The organism is Tepidanaerobacter sp. EBM-49 (assembly GCF_001896645.1).
Lineage (GTDB): Bacteria > Bacillota > Thermosediminibacteria > Thermosediminibacterales > Tepidanaerobacteraceae > Tepidanaerobacter > Tepidanaerobacter syntrophicus.
In genome coordinates, this window is sequence record NZ_MPPE01000036.1 from 1 (window position 1) to 18,078 (window position 18,078).

The window sequence follows — 18,078 nt, forward strand, 5'->3', positions numbered from 1 at the left end:
ACAAGCTAAAACCGTTGAAGAATTGCTGCCAAGAATAAAAGAGGCTATAGAGCTTTATCTAGAAGTGAATAACAGCGAAGTTACAACAAATGAATTCATCGGCGTTCAGCAGATAGAGGTTTCTATATGAGTAAATTAACTATTATTTCATCAGTGGAGATGATACAAATCCTTAAGATCTTAGGGTTTGAGGAGATCCGGCAAAAAGGCAGTCACAAATTCTTTAGGCACAAAGACGGAAGAACAACTATAGTTCCATTCCATGGAGAAGATCTGGGAAGAGGCTTAATTAGAAAAATATTAAGTGATATAGAAATTTCTGTTGACGAATATGAGGCACTTAGAAAATCATGATTTTGAATATTCGGGGACGGAGGTAAATTATTTACTCATGCCCATACTGTATCTTACCCTGCTTAAGTCTTCTCCTTTTTTAGGTTTTCTAAAAACAAACAAATGCTCATGCATTATCAGATAAAAGTTATATTTTTCGACTTGTCTTTCCCACTCTTTGTAATAATTTGCAAGTCTAATTTGATCTTCATCAGTAAAACCATCTTTATCATAACTTGTAAAATAAGATGTTTTATTTAAAGGGCGATATGGCGGATCAAGATAGACTAATGCATTTGCAGTAACAACTTTTCTGCTTTCTTCAAAATCTGCCGCAAATACATAAGTATCTTCGAGTGCTTCATTCACACTTAATAGATTTTTTTCATCGCAAATGGTGGGATTTTTATATCTGCCAAATGGAACATTGAACTTTCCGCTTTTATTTTGCCTAAATAGACCATTAAAACAGGTTTTATTCAAAAAAATTAAATATGCCGCTCTCTCTATCCATTCATTGTTGTAAGTGTTATAGTCAAAATTATCTTGCTGTTTGTTGTACATATCCCGAACTTTATAATAATAGTCTTTTCTATCAGCTTCGTTTAGATCAAGGTATTCCCTTTCAATATCCTTAAGCCGACATATTAATTCTTTAACATCTTTTTGAATAACTTTGTATCCTATAATTAGCTCTTTGTTAATATCATAGAGAAATGCTTCTTTTACTTTATAGTTATTTTTCAAGAAAAAGAAAAATGCACCCCCGCCCACAAAAGGTTCTACATATTTCTCAATAGTCCTAGATGTCTTTATATTAATAGGCAGTCGCTCGGCTAGCTCATCAAGGAGCTGGCTCTTGCCTCCCGCCCATTTTACAAAGGGTTTGGCTTCATTTTTTAAATTATCTCTAATGTTTTGATGCAATATTATTTCACTGTTTTGTATCATTTATCTCATTCTAATTACAATATTTGTGTTTTTACAATTATATCATGAAATTATTGTATATCACAAAAAGAATCTCGGCGTGTTTAAAGAATCTACTCTATACACCCTAAAACCATAATCTATATCTGCGCCGGTTTCTTCCTTTATCTTCTTTCCTGCACGGCGAATACGTTCTTTGCCTATTTCGGCTATTGTTTCGTAACCTGCTTTATAGGCCTCGGATTTTTCGTCACAAGGCTCAGGCAGCTGCACCATTATGTATTTGCGGCATCCGCCATCCTCTGCATTAAGCTCCATCACCGCATGGGCAGTGGTGGCAGAGCCGGAGAAGAAGTCGAGGACGATTTCGTTTTCAAGATAAAACATCTTTAATAGATATTTTAGCAGTGCCACAGGTTTTGGAAAAGAAAACACGGCTTTGCCGAATAATTTTCGCATCTCTCGATTTGCATGAATATTGAGAATGCTCTCCTCGAATCCGATATGATTTTTATAAGGCTTAGTTCTTGTAATTTTGTTGCCCTTATTGTCTAGTTTTTCATATACTTTGTTATATACATTCCACCTGCCGCCCCGCCCCTTCTTCACCACTATGTATCCGTTTTTAATTCCCCACTCTACTTTTGCTTTGCTCCACACCCACCGCCACCCGTCATTAGACTGTTTTGTGCGGCCATTTGGAAAAACTAAAGTCCCATCAGGTGCTTTTATGCCAAAATCCATACTTTCCACATATCCCTTGCTGCCTCTATCCAGTTTTTCAAGCTTGTAGCCGCCTCTTTCTTTAAAATGTTCATCTTTGTATTTAAATTTTCCATCATAACTATCTATCTCTTTATTGTTAAATTTTACTTCTTCCACATTTTTCGCATAGGCTAAAATGTATTCAGTTTCTATAATCACATATTTAGAGTCATTGCCTGAGCCTTTTGATTTTCGCCAAATGAAATTTGCTATAAAGTTTTTCTCGCCGAAAATTTCATTGCAGATTTTGCGCAAGTTGTATTCCTCTTTGTCGTCAATGCTTATAAAAATTACTCCATCGTTTTTAAGCAAGGCTCGAGCCACTTTTAGCCTAGGGTATATCATGGTAAGCCAGCTGCTGTGATACCTGCCGTCGCGGTCGGCGTTTTGTGTATCATCTTCGCCCCTAGTTTTTCCGGCTTTTCGTGCATACTCCTCTTTTCCTAATATAAATTTGTCTTTATATATAAAATCTTTGCCGGTATTGTAAGGCGGGTCAATATAAATGAACTTTATTTTACCTGTATGCGACTTTTGTAGGAGCTTCAAGGCTTCCAGATTGTCTCCTTCTATATAAATATTTTCTGTGGCTTCCCAATTTAGGCTGTCTTCTTTTATAGGTCTTAGCATCTTATCTGCAGGACTGTTTGCAATGGTAAGCGCTTCTTCTCTTCCGGGCCACGTCAAAAGGTACCTTTTGCTATCGCTTTTTACTTCTGCATCCCCCAGTTCTTCTCTAAGCTTTTCAAAATCTATAACTTGTCTTATACTGCCTTCTTCATCTTTTACCTTTTCAACAACATTTGGAAAAAGTTCCCCTAACTTTTCTATCTTGAAATTTATTTCTTCATCTCCTGTTATATCAAGCTTTTTCAAGCGTTAAACCCCCTATGTCATCTAATCTTTAACAAAAAGTACAATTCTATTGGTGTTAGTTCCCGATTTATTATTTCCGATTCCCCAGATATTCGATGTCTTTGTAAACTCTTGAAGGTTTATTAATATACCTTGACAGCAAAAGCCGGCCTTCTGTCCGAGGGGCACCACATATTCATCAAGTTTTATCTTGCCGCCCTTTACTTCGCCAACTTCAAAGGCCACCCATCCGCCTTTTTTTGTTATGCGGTAAAGCTCATAAAAAACTTCTTCCATTACGCAAGACCATTCTTGAATATTTTTTGACATAGTAATAGTATTTGCAACCTTTTTTGCATCTATACCATTAAACCAGCACCGAAGCCAATTGTCGCTGTCATATTGGACCACATCTAAAAAGGGCGGAGATGTAACCGTAAGGCTTACTGACTCATCAGGAATTTGCGGGGTGCACCTTGCGTCTTCGCTGAGGAAAAGAGCACTATTGCCCGCTTTTCGTAAATTTAGTATTTCTTGTTCCTTTATATTTCGAATCAGGCTTTTGGTTTTTTTTATTATGAGTTTTTTTGTATCTCTATATTCCGGTTTTTGATTCCTCTTTGCGTTTATAAGTTGCTGTCTTTCGGCAGTTACAGCTTGATTGGGCGGTAGGGTGTAAACAGAGAAAAAACCGGGGGAATGTCCTGTCAGCCGGTTTGTAGCTACCATTCTTATCCATAAGTCGACCTTATCTTCCTTTTTCTCTGATTCTCTTTGTTTTAAATAGTTTTTAAGTGACACAATTTCTGCCTCTGTTTTTGGATGGTAAAACATCGAAAGATCGATATCTGCACGAAGTTTCATGTCATATGTGATATTTTCAAGCCTTTCTTTTACTTCTATAACATTCGGCACAAAAAAACGCGGCAGTGTAAGGATTCGGCTTAAAGGGTTTATGTCATTTGAAACAATATTTCTGCCCAAAATCCCTGCTTCAATTGCCGTAGTTCCTCTTCCGGAAAAGGGATCATAGACAATGTCGCCTTCTTGTGTAAGAAGATTTATAAAAAACCGGGGCAGCTGTGGCTTAAAACATGCTCTATAGGATATTTCATGAATAGAAGACGCCTGTCTTTGCTTAGATGTCCAGAATTCGTTTGTATAAACAGGTATTTTATTGCCATTAATATTTATATATTCGGTTTTTGTTTTTGAGGTTAAAACAAAATCTTTAATATATCGCGCTGCATCACGGGGGCTATGTGACAATTATTTCACCTCGCTAGGTTTATTGCATTTATTATACTGGTTTTTAGATTATTTTATATGACAAAAAGTACAATTAAAAACCGCTGGCATTAAATGCGGCGGTTTAAAATCACCTATTATGGGAATTTTCTTCTTTAAGGTTCTTTAACAGCTTATCGAAGGCTGCTTTCCCAGCGCTTGCGGCCATTTTGTTTTCGCGGCTGATATCCTCGTAAAGCTCTTGTCTGAGCACTTTCATAGATTTAGGGGCATCTATTCCTATTTTTACTCTATCGCCTTCTATTTCAAAAATCTTAATGACGATATCGTTTCCTATAAGTATGCCTTCTCCGCTCTTTCTTGTAAGAATCAGCAAGACTTGCACCGCCTATCGTCGTGTATTCGGCGAATATCAAGGGGTTGGCGGATGCTGTAATCGGCATTTTCCGCAATTAGCTGATCTGCCAGGCGTTCTGAAACATTTATGATTATCGGTGCTTTCAAGTTTACTGTAATTGTACTTGCATCTTGGGATATAGTAATTACGCAAAGCGCCAATGCTTCTTCAGCTGATGATATTTTTAATCTTTTAAGGTCTTCTTCGGATATTTCAGGCGCATAGTCAGGATAGAAACTATAGGGATTTACTACCGGCAGTGCTATCTGAGGTTCATCTACTGATTGTATCCATTTTATAACATCGCTTTCGGGATGATCCAATATTATATATTTCTTATAATCCTCAAGGCCCAATATACCATTAAGAAAAGTTATTACCTTTTCATCGTTTAAATTGTTCAAACAAGCATTAATCGTCATTTTTAAGGCACATCCTATACAATTTGATTTATACTCTCGCCTTTTTGCGGTATGTCAGTAGAGATGTAAAAATTTGTTCCGATGGTAAGCGGTGTAAATTCAAAATTTACTTCTCCATATTCAAAGGTAATTCGCGGTGGTGTTTTTGGAACCGCATCAATGTTTACTTCAGGAGGTTCGGTAAACGACTCACTTTCTGCTACATCACCTATAGACACAGAGCCTTTTTCTATCGCTCCTAAAGCATCTCCTGATGCGGATTTAGCCTCTAAATAATTTAGCACCGACTGTTCTGCCTCATCTTTCCACATCATCGATGCCGTAAGGGGCGATGGGTACCCCATCTCGGCTCGGCAAGCGGAATAGTCGATATTTTGAATTCGGCAAAAAGTAATTGAAGAACTCATTTGCGGTCTTCTCCTTAGGGCGGTTAACTTAGAAAGTCAACCAGTGTAGGCTGAATAATTCTTGCGCCTACTGCAAGGGCTGCTCTATATACGCTTTCTTCCATTTTTAAATCTGTTATCGCCTGGGCTAAATCCACATCCTCTATGCTTGAAAGTTGTGCCTTGTAATCTACTTCATTTGCCTCTAGTCTTGAAACCGTAGCCTCAAGGCGATTTGTCCGCGCTCCTATCTGGGATCTGTATTTTAGCACTGTATTTAATGCTCCCTTAATATCGCTTATTACTTCATTAGAAATCGTTTCACCATCGTTATTTTCAAGGGCTGTCTCAAACTTTTCCACTGCTTCAAAAATATCTCCAAACACTTCGCTCCCTTTAAGGTTTACAGGTATTGTCTCAGACTGGCCTACATTATAGTTTATGGCTCCGTCTACAATATCAGGATTTGCTTGTATATTCCCTGTCGCATCATCTTTTATAAAAGGAGCTTTGTCTGTAGAATAACCGCTGAATAAGTATCTGTCAAGGCTTGTAGAATTTGCCTCTTTTAAAAGCTGGTCTTTCAATTCTTTAACTTCATCTAATATTTTCCCCTTATCTTCATCGGTTTGCGTGCCGTTTGCCGCCTCTACCGCAAGTTCGCTCAGCCTTTGGATTACATCGCCTGCATTCGTAAGGGCTGTCTCTGTGTCTTTCATCCATGTAAGTGCCTGCTGGGCATTGCTGTTGTACTGCTTTATGGCGCTCAGTTGTCTGCGGAGTTTAATAGCCATGGCAGCTCCTACCGGATCATCAGAAGGACGGTTTATTCTCTTTTCAGAGGATATTTGGCTATTTATATCATCTAAACGCTTTAAATTTTGCATCAAGTTTCGCGTAAAATTTTCAGCTATCATTGACTGAGTTACTCTCATTTTTTATCCCTGCCTTTATTATACGCCCATGCGATTGATTACAGTATCAAGCATTTCGTCTATTGTAGTTACTACCCTGCTTGCCGCGTTGTAGCCGTGGAGATATTGAATCATTTTAGTCATTTCTTCATCTAACGAAACCCCTGATGTCATTTGTCTGCGCTCATTGAGCTGGCTTACCATAAAAAGCTGGCTGTCTGCCATTCTGGTAGCTTCCTGAGAATCAACGCCGATTTTTGCCACCAGCGAACCATAATAGTCGTCAATAGTGCAATTCCTATCTCCTATAGTAAAAACCTTGCTTCTAAAATTTGCAAGTTCCAGGGCTATCTCGTTGTCGCTTGGAATTCCTTCCTTTGTCTTGGCAGCCGCTATTTTCGACGGATCGTCCACGATATCCTGATTTACTGATAAAATTCCGGTATCATATTTAAAAAAGTCTACATTCGTTTCACCGTCTAAATTATAACCGGTTCTATGTATTTCGTTAAATTTTTCTGCAAAAGTAGATGTGAAAGTTTTTAGCTGCTCTATATATGAATTTACTTTATTATCCCTTAACTCAAATAGGCCCTTTAGTTCTCCCTTAAGTATTCGAGCATCAGAGCCATATTCTTTCCATTTAATTTTCCCGTTTGATGTGGATGTGTCAAACTCCAAATGAGCGCTTTCAGGTCCCTTTACAAGTATTGCGCCGCCGATATTTACTGAAAAAATCCCGTTTTCGTCTTCATATGACTCAAACTGCACTATTTGAGAAAGCTGGTCCAAAAGAAGGTCTCGCTTGTCTTTTAGATCTGCCGCAGATGTTCCGTCCGCCTGTGCCTGCTGTATTTGGAGATTTAGCTGGGCGATTTGTGAACCGATACTGTTTACCTCGTCTACCTGTATTGAAATCCTGTAATTAATATCGCTTACCATCTCATAAAGCTGCGCTGCCGCATGGTTTATTGTATTTGCCAGGGTAACTCCTTGTTCTTTTACGGTCTCCCGGGCTTCTTGAGATGATGCATCCTGTGAAAGGGTTTCAAGGCTTTCCCAAAACTCGTTGAGCACAGATGATATGCCGATATCGGAAGGTTCGTTAAAAACCGCCTCTACTTGTTTTAAAATATTGCTTTGTATATCCCACTCACCTAAACTTGCATTTTCGTTCCTATACTGTCTATCGGTAAATTCATCGCGAATCCTATCTACATCAGCTACTTTGACTCCTGTTCCTATCTGCCATTTGGATCCCATTCCATATGGAGTATATGTGGACTCCAAAATCACTCTTTGTCTGGAATAACCATCTGTATTTGCGTTTGCTACATTATGGGCCACCGTTTGTTGAGCTTGTTGATTTGCGAAAAGGGCTGATTTTGCAATTTCAATCCCTAAAAAACCAGATGACATTTAACCACCGCCTTATGCTTTCTTGTCAATAAAGTGAAATGCTTCCTTGTTGTTAGTTCCTTCAGAACTGTAATTAGTTGGTACCTCGCCTGCATCAGTTAAAAGTTTAATTGAAAAATCAATATAGTCAAGTGTGTTTCTTATAAGTTTTTCATTGGTTTCGTTTTTCTCGCTAAGGTACAGTAAAACTGTTTTTAGTTCATCGGAAACTGCAGAAAATGCCCCTATTTCTTCGCTGCTCAAAAAGTCCCTTAAAATATTATTTTTAATCTCTGAAACATTTTTACCTGTCTTTTCGGCAATCTGATTCATCAAAGCGAATCTTTCTTTTTCTAATTTACCCAGTTTTAAAATAAGCATTTGCTCAACTTCTGTTATATCTTCTAAAAGCTCTATGTTTCCCTTTACAAGGATATTCGACTTTTCCTCTGCAAGATCTGTCAACTCTTTGTAAGCTTGGAGTTGATTTTTTAAATTTTCAATTAGAGCAAACCCAATTGATTCTTCTTTCATACTAAAAGCCCCCATTACCTTGACTATTAAATGAGTTTTTCTGCAGATGCTTCTTCAATGATCTTATCTGCTATAAGTTTGCCATCGATATTGTAAGTTCCGCTGTTTATTTTAGATTTCAGCTCATTTACCTTCTCCGCTCTTATATCTTCAGCTTTAGATGCTTCTTTAACTATTTTTGCAAACTTTAGAGCATCTTCAGAGAGGACAACCTCGTCTTTTTTTGTCTCTTTTGCTTTTATATGAGCCCTGTTTTCGGTTTGAGCAGGTTTTTTAAGATATGTTTTCATTATGTCGTTTAACTGGCTTTTTGAAATGTTCAACTTCGCAGCCCCCTTTTTTTAAAGCTTATACTTGGCTTACTAATATCCTTCAATTTTTATATCGAGCAAAGTTCAAAGATATATAAGCCGTCAAAATTAAGATTAAGGCTGATTAAATGAATTTATCTTCATTTTATGCTCTTTATCACAGCTATTTAGTTTCTTTTTTATATTTTATAAGTTTTGTAATGTGAATCTTGCCTGTCATATCTTCTTTTGTCGGAATTGGTTCATTTTGGGATACAAATCCGCTCTTTAGCTTTTTTGAGCATTCTTCACATACTCTTCCATACAAAATAGGGGTTCCACAGATTTCACAGTTAAGTATTATATTAACATTGCCTGGACTTAACATAAGTCTGCCTTCTTTTAAATATTCGAGTATGTTTTTGGCGGGAACCTGTGTTGCGTCTGATATCTCGTCGATTGTTGCCTTAGGGTTTTCGGAAAGATACATCTTGACTTTTTCATAATTTTCCTCATCCTTTTTCAAGCAATCCGGACACAAATTTCTGCGAACATATACAAACAATTTTCCGCATTCAGGGCAATTTCTAAGTTCCATTTTTGCACCCCTTTCCGTAAAATATTCTCTATAAAGTTTGAAGTTTTTGTATTTTTATCTTATCTCAACCTCTAGCGCATGTTAATACATAAACCACTTTTGCTCCTGATTCTATCAGTGCTTTTGAACACTCTCCGGTTGTTGCGCCTGTAGTATACACATCATCTATTAAGAGCAGGGTTTTGCCGTAAATTTTATCTTTGGAATTTACGGCAAATGCTCCGGCAAGGTTTTTATATCGAAGCTGTTTATCAAGAAGAGTCTGGTGCTTTGTAGGCTTTATTCTCTTTAAGCCGGTAAATATAGGAATGTTTGTTTTGGAAGATAAGAATTTTCCCAGCAAGTATGACTGATTAAATCCCCTTTCTCTTTGTCTTTGCGGATGAAGGGGAACAGGAACTATATAATCAAAATTCGGCCACGAAAGGGCTGTAAATAGATCATATATTAGCCTGCCGAGAATTTCTGCAATTTCCTGTCTGCCTCTATATTTGAATTCATAAATCAGTTTTTTTAGTATCCCACTGTATGTCCCATAAGAGCGTGCCTTGATAAAATCGTAGTCTTTGGATATACAATCATAGCATAAAGCAGAATCATCAGGCAGTGGTTTTCCACACTTATTGCATAATGCACCTTTTATAGGTTCGATTTTGTTTCTGCAGTTGCTGCATATTATAAAATCGGCGGCGGTTAAAGTGCTTTTACATGTAAGGCAGTATGGAGACGGCGGAAAAAGAATATCTAAAAAAGTGTCCCAGACTGTTTTCTTTTCATTCACAAAATCACTCATTTTTTCATTTATTTTCCAATTACTATTGTATATTATTTATCTATAAAATGAAACATATAAAAACATCACAAGACAGATTAAAATAAGGAAACGACAAGACCTAAAATTATACCTAAAATACTTCCAAAAGTCGCTGAATGTCCGGCCGATAACTCGTTTGCCTCAGGCAAAAGTTCATCAAAAACTATATAAAGCATGGCTCCCGCAGCAAAGCCTAAGGCAAGTGAAAGTATGACATTTGAAATCCCTCCGGCTATTACTCCAAAAAATGCACCTATTCCCATTGGAATCCCGGCAAGTCCGGTCCAAAGCAGTATGTCCCAATTTCTCGCATAACCGGCTTTCATAGGAGCAGCCATGGCCATTCCTTCAGGTATATTCTGAAGGAATATTACAAATGCCAGAGAAACACCGAAATGTTCGGAAACTGTATAACCGCTTCCAATTGCAAGACCTTCCGGGAAATTATGCATTGCTATTCCAATTCCTATAAGGATACCTGTATGTAAATATTTAGCCCTTTTAAAATCACTGTCTGTGCCTTTTTGAAGGTGGGAATGGGGCAAATAAAAATCCAACAGCAGCAAAAATGCAACGCCTATCAGCAAGCCAATAAATGCATAGACCGGCCCTGCAGCTTTAATGGCTTCGGGAAGTAAATCCGAGAAAACCACGGAAAGCATTATCCCTCCTGCCAGAGCAAGGACAGAGCTTAAAACAGTTGCCTCAGGTTTTCCTAAAAGAACTATAATAAGTCCACCCATGGCAGTTCCTAAGACACCTGCAAAAGTTCCTATTAGTGCGACATCTAGTATATGCATGAAATATTTGCCTCCGTTTTACCAAATCATTGATAAATTTTGCTTAATGTTGTTTCTGAAACTGTTATAAAATTAGCCTCTTTATACAGCTAAAAGAGGCTAATTTTTAAATCGCAGTTGGCTTTGTTTCTTTGGAATTCTTTACTTTGCGGCATACTTAAGATATGCGTTAATAAATTCATCTATTTCGCCGTCCATTACCGCCTGGACATCGCCTACCTCTACATTAGTTCTATGATCTTTTACAAGACTGTAGGGATGAAAAATATATGAGCGTATCTGGCTTCCCCACCCTATTTCCTTCTGCACTCCTCTTATTTTATCAAGTTCTTTTTGCTGCTCTTCCTGATAAATTTCAAAGAGCTTTGCTTTTAAAATCTTCATTGCGGTATTTCGGTTGCTCTGCTGGGACCGCTCATTTTGGCAAGATACTACTATTCCGGTGGGAATATGCGTTATCCTTATTGCCGACTCAGTTTTATTTACATGCTGGCCGCCTGCGCCGCTTGACCTAAAGGTATCTATCTTTAGATCCTCAGGTTTAATTTCTATTTCCACATCGTCGTCAATCTCCGGCATAACATCTACCGAAGCAAAGGATGTGTGGCGCCTTCCGGCGGCATCAAAAGGTGATATCCTAACGAGACGGTGTACGCCTTTTTCGGATTTCAAGTAACCGTAAGCATTGGGACCTTCAACAAGTATGGTTACGCTCTTTATGCCTGCTTCATCTCCTGCCAGCATATCCAGCACGGTGACTTTATAGCCCTTATCCTCGGCCCATCGGGTATACATGCGAAGAAGCATACTGACCCAGTCCTGAGCCTCTGTGCCTCCGGCACCTGCGTGCAATGTCAGGATAGCATTTTTGCTGTCATATTTTCCGGAAAGAAGTGTTTCCAATTTAAACTTATCCAGCTGTTTTTTAAAATCTTTTACTTCGTTTAAAAGTTCCTGTTCCAGCTCTGCATCAGGACTTTCAGAGCACAACTCCAGCAAAACTAGGATGTCCTCATATTTTTTTTCCAGGGATGTAAAGCTTTCAAATTTATCTTTTAAATTGTTAAGCTCCTGAAGAATCTTCTGTGCTTCTTCTTGATCATCCCAAAAGTCGGGAACAAGGGTTTTTTTCTCAAGTTCATCTATTTTTGATTTAATTTTGTCGATTTCAAAGTGAATCCCTTAATTCGGTTAAAATTGGTTCAAGAGATTCTATTTCAAGTCTGTATTCATCAATCATTCTATCACTCATCTCATTTATTATTTTAAGCAGTTCTGCCGCAGCACTTTTTGTATTTCTTTCCACTGCCGCACGGACATGGATCATTGCGGCCGACTTTTTTCTGCTTCTTTATCGGTTGAGGTTTTTCGCTGCCGCCACTGTGGGAATAAGACACATTATAGTTTTTCTCCTGTCTTTCCGGGGCTGCTTTTACCTTCACCCTAAACAGATATCTTAGTGTATCTTCTTGGATGCTTTTTATCATTTCCTGGAACATCTCATAGCCTTCAAACTTATACTCTATAACCGGATCCCGCTGGCCATAGGCTCTAAGCCCTATTCCGTCCCTCAGCTGATCCATTGCGTCAAGATGATCCATCCACTTTTGGTCTACGGTTTTGAGCATAATATAGCGCTCTAGCTCGCGCATAACCTCACTGCCAAGCTCTGCTTCTTTTTGCTTATAAGCTTCTTGGGCTTTTTGTACAAGGGTATTTGCAATATTTTCTCGAGATACTTCTTCAACATTTAGTTGATCCATGCTAAGGTTTACCGGGAATATGTCTTTGACATATTCTTCAAGACCTTTTATATCCCACTCTTCCGGGTGAATATCTTTTGGCATGTAAATATCTAAGATTCTGTTTACTACCTCAGAAATCATCTGTTGAATACTTTCGCTAAGATCTTCGCTTTCCAGTACATGTCTTCGCTGCGAATAAATTACCTCACGCTGGGTATTCATTACATCATCGTATTCTAATACATGTTTTCTTATATCAAAGTTGTGAGCTTCCACTTTCTTTTGGGCGTTTTCGATCGACTTGGTTATCAAAGGATGTTCGATTGGTTGATCATCTTCAAATCCAAGTTTTTCCATAAGCCCTTTTATATTGTCTGCTCCAAACAGCCGCATCAAATCATCTTCCATGGAAATGTAAAACCTAGAAGATCCCGGATCGCCCTGACGGCCGGCACGACCTCTAAGCTGATTGTCAATTCTGCGGGCTTCGTGTCTTTCGGTGCCTATTATATGAAGCCCTCCAAGCTCTGCTACTCCTTCTCCCAGCACTATGTCAGTGCCGCGTCCTGCCATATTCGTGGCAATTGTAACTGCGCCTTTTTGACCTGCTTTAGCAATTATTTGGGCTTCTTTTTCATGATATTTAGCATTTAGCACTTGATGGGGAATGCCGCGGCGTTTTAACATTTCGCTTAGCAGCTCTGACTTTTCTATGGAAACCGTGCCTACAAGCACAGGCTGTCCTTTTTTATGGCATTCTTCGATTTCTCTGACTACTGCATTAAACTTCCCTTTTTCGGTTTTATAAACTGCGTCAGGGTAATCTACTCTTATCATCGGCTTGTTAGTAGGTATAACAACTACGTCTAAACCATAAATTTGTCTGAACTCTTCTTCTTCTGTAGCTGCTGTGCCTGTCATACCGGCAAGTTTCTTATACATGCGGAAATAATTTTGAAACGTAATTGTCGCAAGTGTCTTGCTTTCATTTTCTACTTTTACGCCTTCTTTTGCTTCGATTGCCTGGTGCAAGCCATCACTATACCTTCTGCCAAACATTAGCCGGCCCGTAAATTCATCAACTATTATTACCTGGCCGTCTTTTACCACATAATCTCTATCAAGCTTCATCAGTGCATGGGCTTTTAACGCCTGCTGCAGGTGGTGTAAAAGTTCTATGTTTTCTTCATCATAAAGATTGTCTACGCCTAAAAAGTTTTCAACTTTCTTTATGCCTTTTTCTGTAGGCATTACGCTGTGCGCTTTCTCGTCAACTGTGTAGTCTTCGTTTTCTATAAGTTTTGGTACAAAGCGCGCAAATTTATAATATATTTCTGTTGATTCTTCGGCTTGACCGGAAATTATAAGAGGAGTCCTGGCCTCATCAATTAAAATACTGTCTACTTCGTCAACAATAGCATAATTTAGCGGCCGTTGAACCATATGTTCTTTATACATCACCATGTTGTCTCTTAAATAGTCAAAGCCGAATTCGTTATTTGTTCCATAAGTTATATCTGCATTATACGCTCTTTTGCGGGCCTCGAAATCTAAATCGTGAACTATCAGGCCCACTTCAAGGCCTAAAAATTCATAGATTTGCCCCATCCATTCACTGTCACGTTTTGCAAGATAATCATTCACCGTGACGACATGGACGCCTTCCCCGGTTAAGGCATTCAAATAGACGGGCATGGTAGCTACCAGGGTTTTTCCTTCACCTGTTTTCATTTCAGCAATCCTGCCCTGATGAAGCACTATTGCACCCAGTACTTGGACATCAAAGGGTCTCATGTTTAGAGTTCTTTTTGCCGCTTCTCTTACTACAGCGAAAGCCTCCGGTAAAATATCGTCAAGGGTTTCTCCCTTTGAAAGCCTCTCTTTAAATTCATCTGTTTTATTTCTAAGATCAATATCTGACAGTTTTTCTATAGAAGGTTCGAAGGCATTGACTTCGTCTACGATTTTTTGAAGTTTGTGAATCTCCTTCTCGTTACTGTTTCCTAAAATTTTATTAAATATGTTCAACATAAATGCTACCACCTCGGATTTATTAAAACAAAACTAAATAATGGTTCCTTGTAAATTATATTACATTTTAAGGATTATGTCACCTTTTTAAAGGAGCATACTGATTCTCCTATTTATTGCATCCAATACTGCTGCAGCACTTGCCTCATAAATGTCATCCCTTACTAAGGCACTGCCTAAAAGATATTCTTCTTTTTTGCCCTTTAAAAGCACAATCAGAACTGAAACAGCATCATACTGTCCTATTGGATACGTAAAGGTATCTTCTAAAGAAATTTTATATTTTTCATCAATAAAAAGCTGAACTGCATTCAGCGTTGCTACAGCTATTGTTTTTATACGATTTTGAGCTGAGGCGACTCCTTCAGATGTGCCTTCGAGTATCTGGCCTTGAGGATTTATCAACAAGACTCTCACTTCAAGGCTGCCTGTCTTTTTTGTTATACAAATCTTATCAATCCTAAGTCTTACCTGAGGAATTTCTATCTCATCATCTTCATCTATCTGTGCTATGCTGATTTTCTTGTGATCAATTTCTTTGCCTAGTATAGTCACCAGTGCAGATTCTATGTCCCTTGCGATATGTTTTGGACTTCTTGAGGATTTTGAGATAACATGGATTTCTGATATTTCTCCATCCGGATCCACGAGAATTTTAGCGGAAATCACATCTTTTATTTTCCTTATCATATCTTCACATGTAGAAATTAATCTGTCTTCTTCCAAAAAATCATTCATTGCTATGTCACCTCGCTGTTCTACTGCTTTAAATTCAACTTTTATCGCTAAAATCCTTCTGATTGTAAAAGTATTTATATGTAAAAAAATCCACCGACCCTCCGGTGGATTTTACGTTTCAAATCGCAGTAAAGCCCGCTTTTAAGCGGGCTTTTTACGTCAAGATCTATAAAAGTTCCGGTTCTATCAAACCGTAATTGCCGTCACGGCGCTTGTAAACTACATTTACTCCATCGGTTTCAGCATTTGAAAAAACAAAGAAATCGTGACCAAGAAGTTCCATTTGCATTATTGCCTCTTCTATGTCCATAGGTTTCAATGAAAACTTTTTGACCTTTACAATCTTGGGCTCATCTTCGATTAGCACTTCCTCTTCAGGCAGTGTCTTTCTGCCGTTACCAACATATTCAGGAGCCCTCTTTTTGTTTTTGATCATCTTGGTCTTGTACTTTTCTATTTGTTTTTCCAGTTTGTCTACCACTGCATCGATGGATGTATACATATCGTAGCTTTCTGTTTCGCCCCTTAAAATCATTCCGTTAAGGGGCATAGTCACTTCTACTATATGCCTACTTTTCTCAACGCTTAACGTTACTTGTGCTTCTACTTCCTTGTCGAAAAACCTTTCGAGCTTTCCTAACTTCTTTTCAGTGTAATTTTTTAAAGCTTCGGTTACTGCAAAGTTCTTGCCGCTGATGTTTAGCTTCATTAAGCTCAACTCCCTTCTGGGAATTTTTTTAAACGCGTAAAGCGTTAGGTATCTTTGTTAATATTTGGTTTTGTTAGTATGCTTTATATTATTATATCCAAAATTCCTAAGTTATTCAATTGGTTTTTCGATCCCATGAGACATTAAAAGCCTGGGTAAATAGCCCAGGCTGTTTTTTTCAGCTATTGGATTACTGTCACATTCTCGGCTTGAGGACCCTTCTGGCCTTCAACTACGTCAAACTCTACAGTGTCGCCCTCTTTTAAGGTCTTGAAACCGTCCTGCTGAATTGCCGAATAATGGACAAATACGTCTTTGTCGCCTTCGACTTCAATAAAACCATAGCCTTTTTCTTGATTGAACCACTTAACTTTACCTTGCAATTATTCATTCCTCCTAAGAACTCAATAAAAATATAATATTTCTTGTTCAAATATACCACACCAGAATAGCAAAGTCAAACTAAACTTTAAAACTTCCGGCGGTATTTTACCTACTCATGAAAACAGCTATTTCCTATAAACTCACGGATAATCGAAGTCAGCGGGATTTCCGTCTCGTCTTCTATGGGCTCAAAATACTCAAGAAATTTTAATAGGTGATTTGCTTCAATATATTCCGGATCCGGTGGTTTAATTTCTTGAAGGAGGGGTGTGGCATATTTTTTTAAAACCGATATTTCATAAACTAAGGCAGAATTAAACATTACATCCGCTTCTTCCTGAAAGACAAAAATATTTTCCTGAGCACCCTTCATAACCGACGGCCATATAGCAATTGTCCTTTTTGCGTCGGCCCCCCTGCATCGGCTGTCCCGGACTATTCTCCTTAAAAGCCGGGTGTCGGTAGTAGAAATCCGATTGTGATTATCCAAGTTAATCTGTGTTAAAGCGCTTACGTATATCTTAAACTTATTTTCTTTAGGTATTGAGGAGGTTAGCTTTTCATTTAACCCATGTATACCTTCTATAATTATCGGCTGGTCTTTTTCAATTTTAGTAGGCAAGTCCCGATATTCTCTTTTGCCAGTCTGGAAATTAAAGCGGGGCAAAATTACTTCTTTGCCTTGAATCAGCTTAGCAAGATGCTGATTGAAGAGTTTTAAGTCAATGGCTTCAAGGGCTTCAAAATTCGGCTTTCCGTCTTCGCCAAGAGGTGTCTTGTCTCTGTCTAAAAAGTAATCGTCCAATGATATTGAAATCGGCCTTAAGCCGTTTACCATAAGCTGTACTATAAGGCGCTGAGCAAAGGTGGTTTTGCCTGACGATGAGGGACCTGCAATTAAAATAATTCTTAAATGATCACTGTCTTTATAAATCATATCAGCGATTTGAGCTATCTTTTTTTCATGTAGGGCTTCTGCTATCCTTATAATCTGGCCGCTTTTTCCTGCAACTATTTGATCATTTAAAGCGCCTACATCAGGTATCCCCAAAATTTGTGCCCAGCGGTTAGACTCTCTGAAAATCCCGGCAAGCTTTGGCTGCTCTTTATAAGGCGCTAAGGATGTGGGGTTTGTCTTATTTGGATGCTGTAAAATTATGCCGGGTAGATAAAATCTAAGCTTGAACCACCTTAAATAGCCTGTCGAAGGCACCATATAGCCGTAAAAATAATCTTTCATTCCATCAAGTTCATATATGTTTATAAATTTTTCTTTTCGATACTTTAGCAGTCTTACTTTGTCATCCATACCTGCTTCTTTGAACATTTCTATTGCATCAGGGAGAGTCATTTCGTACTTATTGATAGGAATATCCGCCTCAACAAGTCGGCTCATGCGACTTTCTATGGCTTCCACGTCTTCCTCATCTATAGGCTCTTTTGCGATAATTTCAGAATAAAGACCGTCTCCCAATGAATGCTCAACGCGGACTTGGCAGCCGTAAATTACATCATGACATGCTTTTATAAATAGGAAGGTAAGGGATCTGATGTATATTTCCATTCCTACATCTGTTGACATATCTACAAATTCGACGCTGCAATCTTTTTTAATAACATGATTTAATTCTCGAAGTTCGCCGTCGACTATGGCTGCAATAATCGGGGAAGCAAATTCTTGCTGGTATTTTTGTGCAAGCTTTTTAAGTGCTATCGGTTCTTCAACTGTTATTTTATCAAAATCTCTGATTGTTATTTCCATTATCTTCCTTCTTTCTATCAGGTGG

20 protein-coding genes are annotated in these 18,078 nt (G+C 38.3%); 1 reads left to right on the top strand and 19 read right to left on the bottom strand.

The window, feature by feature from the left end; genetic code table 11:
• Nucleotides 1-126: 126 nt before the first annotated feature.
• Nucleotides 127-354, top strand: coding sequence for a type II toxin-antitoxin system HicA family toxin (locus tag BUE08_RS05700; RefSeq protein WP_286680544.1), 228 nt, complete (start codon nucleotides 127-129; stop codon nucleotides 352-354).
• A gap of 27 nt (nucleotides 355-381) precedes the next feature.
• On the opposite strand, the gene BUE08_RS05705 is transcribed toward BUE08_RS05700, so the two are convergent.
• The 19 genes from BUE08_RS05705 to BUE08_RS05795 all read right to left on the bottom strand — a co-directional run bounded on the left by BUE08_RS05705 (nucleotide 382) and on the right by BUE08_RS05795 (nucleotide 18,053).
• Nucleotides 382-1,281 carry a DNA adenine methylase gene (locus BUE08_RS05705; protein WP_502689431.1) on the bottom strand — a complete coding sequence of 300 codons (900 nt, stop codon included), beginning with the start codon at nucleotides 1,279-1,281 and terminating at the stop codon, nucleotides 382-384.
• Between the two features lie 63 nt (nucleotides 1,282-1,344).
• Nucleotides 1,345-2,904, bottom strand: coding sequence for a site-specific DNA-methyltransferase (locus BUE08_RS05710; RefSeq protein WP_286680546.1), 1,560 nt, complete (start codon nucleotides 2,902-2,904; stop codon nucleotides 1,345-1,347).
• A 21-nt stretch (nucleotides 2,905-2,925) separates the two neighbouring features.
• Nucleotides 2,926-4,152 (bottom strand): DNA methyltransferase, encoded by a 1,227-nt coding sequence (locus tag BUE08_RS05715; RefSeq protein ID WP_213951881.1) that lies wholly within the window; start codon nucleotides 4,150-4,152, stop codon nucleotides 2,926-2,928.
• A 109-nt stretch (nucleotides 4,153-4,261) separates the two neighbouring features.
• Nucleotides 4,262-4,507: a carbon storage regulator CsrA gene (gene csrA / locus BUE08_RS05720; protein WP_213951882.1), complete on the bottom strand. Its 246-nt coding sequence runs from the start codon at nucleotides 4,505-4,507 to the stop codon at nucleotides 4,262-4,264.
• Nucleotides 4,501-4,950 carry a flagellar assembly protein FliW gene (gene fliW / locus BUE08_RS05725; protein ID WP_213951883.1) on the bottom strand — a complete coding sequence of 150 codons (450 nt, stop codon included), beginning with the start codon at nucleotides 4,948-4,950 and terminating at the stop codon, nucleotides 4,501-4,503. The genes csrA and fliW overlap by 7 nt, the downstream gene beginning before the upstream one ends.
• Before the next feature lie 14 nt (nucleotides 4,951-4,964).
• Entirely contained in the window at nucleotides 4,965-5,357 is a 393-nt protein-coding gene (locus BUE08_RS05730; RefSeq protein ID WP_187694950.1) for a DUF6470 family protein, read from the bottom strand.
• Nucleotides 5,358-5,380: 23 nt separating this feature from the next.
• Nucleotides 5,381-6,271, bottom strand: coding sequence for a flagellar hook-associated protein FlgL (flgL, locus tag BUE08_RS05735; protein WP_059031447.1), 891 nt, complete (start codon nucleotides 6,269-6,271; stop codon nucleotides 5,381-5,383).
• Between the two features lie 18 nt (nucleotides 6,272-6,289).
• On the bottom strand, nucleotides 6,290-7,669 hold the full coding sequence (gene flgK, locus BUE08_RS05740) for a flagellar hook-associated protein FlgK (protein WP_059031448.1): 1,380 nt from the start codon (nucleotides 7,667-7,669) through the stop codon (nucleotides 6,290-6,292).
• A 12-nt stretch (nucleotides 7,670-7,681) separates the two neighbouring features.
• Nucleotides 7,682-8,182 (bottom strand): flagellar protein FlgN, encoded by a 501-nt coding sequence (locus BUE08_RS05745; protein WP_059031449.1) that lies wholly within the window; start codon nucleotides 8,180-8,182, stop codon nucleotides 7,682-7,684.
• A 26-nt stretch (nucleotides 8,183-8,208) separates the two neighbouring features.
• A complete protein-coding gene (gene flgM / locus BUE08_RS05750; RefSeq protein ID WP_213951884.1) occupies nucleotides 8,209-8,505 on the bottom strand; it encodes a flagellar biosynthesis anti-sigma factor FlgM in 297 nt (98 codons plus the stop codon).
• Between the two features lie 151 nt (nucleotides 8,506-8,656).
• Nucleotides 8,657-9,070 (bottom strand): TIGR03826 family flagellar region protein, encoded by a 414-nt coding sequence (locus BUE08_RS05755; RefSeq protein WP_213951885.1) that lies wholly within the window; start codon nucleotides 9,068-9,070, stop codon nucleotides 8,657-8,659.
• A 64-nt stretch (nucleotides 9,071-9,134) separates the two neighbouring features.
• Complete coding sequence (locus BUE08_RS05760; protein WP_213951886.1) at nucleotides 9,135-9,851, bottom strand: ComF family protein; 717 nt, start codon at nucleotides 9,849-9,851, stop codon at nucleotides 9,135-9,137.
• A gap of 89 nt (nucleotides 9,852-9,940) precedes the next feature.
• Nucleotides 9,941-10,684: a ZIP family metal transporter gene (locus BUE08_RS05765; RefSeq protein ID WP_213951887.1), complete on the bottom strand. Its 744-nt coding sequence runs from the start codon at nucleotides 10,682-10,684 to the stop codon at nucleotides 9,941-9,943.
• Between the two features lie 141 nt (nucleotides 10,685-10,825).
• A protein-coding gene (gene prfB, locus BUE08_RS05770; protein WP_114272590.1) for a peptide chain release factor 2 occupies nucleotides 10,826-11,924 on the bottom strand; the annotation gives its coding sequence in 2 pieces (ribosomal slippage) (nucleotides 10,826-11,854 and nucleotides 11,856-11,924; 1,098 coding nt in all).
• 25 nt (nucleotides 11,925-11,949) lie between these two features.
• The gene (gene secA, locus BUE08_RS05775) at nucleotides 11,950-14,460 is read right to left on the bottom strand and encodes a preprotein translocase subunit SecA (protein WP_213951888.1); all 2,511 of its coding nucleotides are present in this window, start codon (nucleotides 14,458-14,460) and stop codon (nucleotides 11,950-11,952) included.
• Nucleotides 14,461-14,547: 87 nt separating this feature from the next.
• Complete coding sequence (locus BUE08_RS05780; protein ID WP_213951889.1) at nucleotides 14,548-15,198, bottom strand: hypothetical protein; 651 nt, start codon at nucleotides 15,196-15,198, stop codon at nucleotides 14,548-14,550.
• Between the two features lie 166 nt (nucleotides 15,199-15,364).
• Complete coding sequence (gene hpf / locus BUE08_RS05785; protein ID WP_059031456.1) at nucleotides 15,365-15,907, bottom strand: ribosome hibernation-promoting factor, HPF/YfiA family; 543 nt, start codon at nucleotides 15,905-15,907, stop codon at nucleotides 15,365-15,367.
• A 182-nt stretch (nucleotides 15,908-16,089) separates the two neighbouring features.
• Nucleotides 16,090-16,290, bottom strand: a complete 201-nt coding sequence (locus BUE08_RS05790; protein WP_059031457.1) for a cold-shock protein — start codon at nucleotides 16,288-16,290, stop codon at nucleotides 16,090-16,092.
• Between the two features lie 110 nt (nucleotides 16,291-16,400).
• The gene (locus BUE08_RS05795) at nucleotides 16,401-18,053 is read right to left on the bottom strand and encodes a nucleoside kinase (protein WP_213951890.1); all 1,653 of its coding nucleotides are present in this window, start codon (nucleotides 18,051-18,053) and stop codon (nucleotides 16,401-16,403) included.
• Nucleotides 18,054-18,078 lie beyond the last annotated feature (25 nt).

Bases quoted from the DNA above. Each gene is read 5' to 3' on its own strand.
- BUE08_RS05755 (WP_213951885.1), bottom strand. From the start codon at position 9,070: ATGGAACTTAGAAATTGCCCTGAATGCGGAAAATTGTTTGTATATGTT.
- flgK (WP_059031448.1), bottom strand. From the start codon at position 7,669: ATGTCATCTGGTTTTTTAGGGATTGAAATTGCAAAATCAGCCCTTTTC.
- BUE08_RS05745 (WP_059031449.1), bottom strand. From the start codon at position 8,182: ATGAAAGAAGAATCAATTGGGTTTGCTCTAATTGAAAATTTAAAAAAT.
- flgL (WP_059031447.1), bottom strand. From the start codon at position 6,271: ATGAGAGTAACTCAGTCAATGATAGCTGAAAATTTTACGCGAAACTTG.
- secA (WP_213951888.1), bottom strand. From the start codon at position 14,460: ATGTTGAACATATTTAATAAAATTTTAGGAAACAGTAACGAGAAGGAG.
- BUE08_RS05795 (WP_213951890.1), bottom strand. From the start codon at position 18,053: ATGGAAATAACAATCAGAGATTTTGATAAAATAACAGTTGAAGAACCG.
- BUE08_RS05700 (WP_286680544.1), top strand. From the start codon at position 127: ATGAGTAAATTAACTATTATTTCATCAGTGGAGATGATACAAATCCTT.
- hpf (WP_059031456.1), bottom strand. From the start codon at position 15,907: ATGAAGCTAAACATCAGCGGCAAGAACTTTGCAGTAACCGAAGCTTTA.
- BUE08_RS05765 (WP_213951887.1), bottom strand. From the start codon at position 10,684: ATGCATATACTAGATGTCGCACTAATAGGAACTTTTGCAGGTGTCTTA.
- fliW (WP_213951883.1), bottom strand. From the start codon at position 4,950: ATGACGATTAATGCTTGTTTGAACAATTTAAACGATGAAAAGGTAATA.
- BUE08_RS05730 (WP_187694950.1), bottom strand. From the start codon at position 5,357: ATGAGTTCTTCAATTACTTTTTGCCGAATTCAAAATATCGACTATTCC.
- BUE08_RS05780 (WP_213951889.1), bottom strand. From the start codon at position 15,198: ATGAATGATTTTTTGGAAGAAGACAGATTAATTTCTACATGTGAAGAT.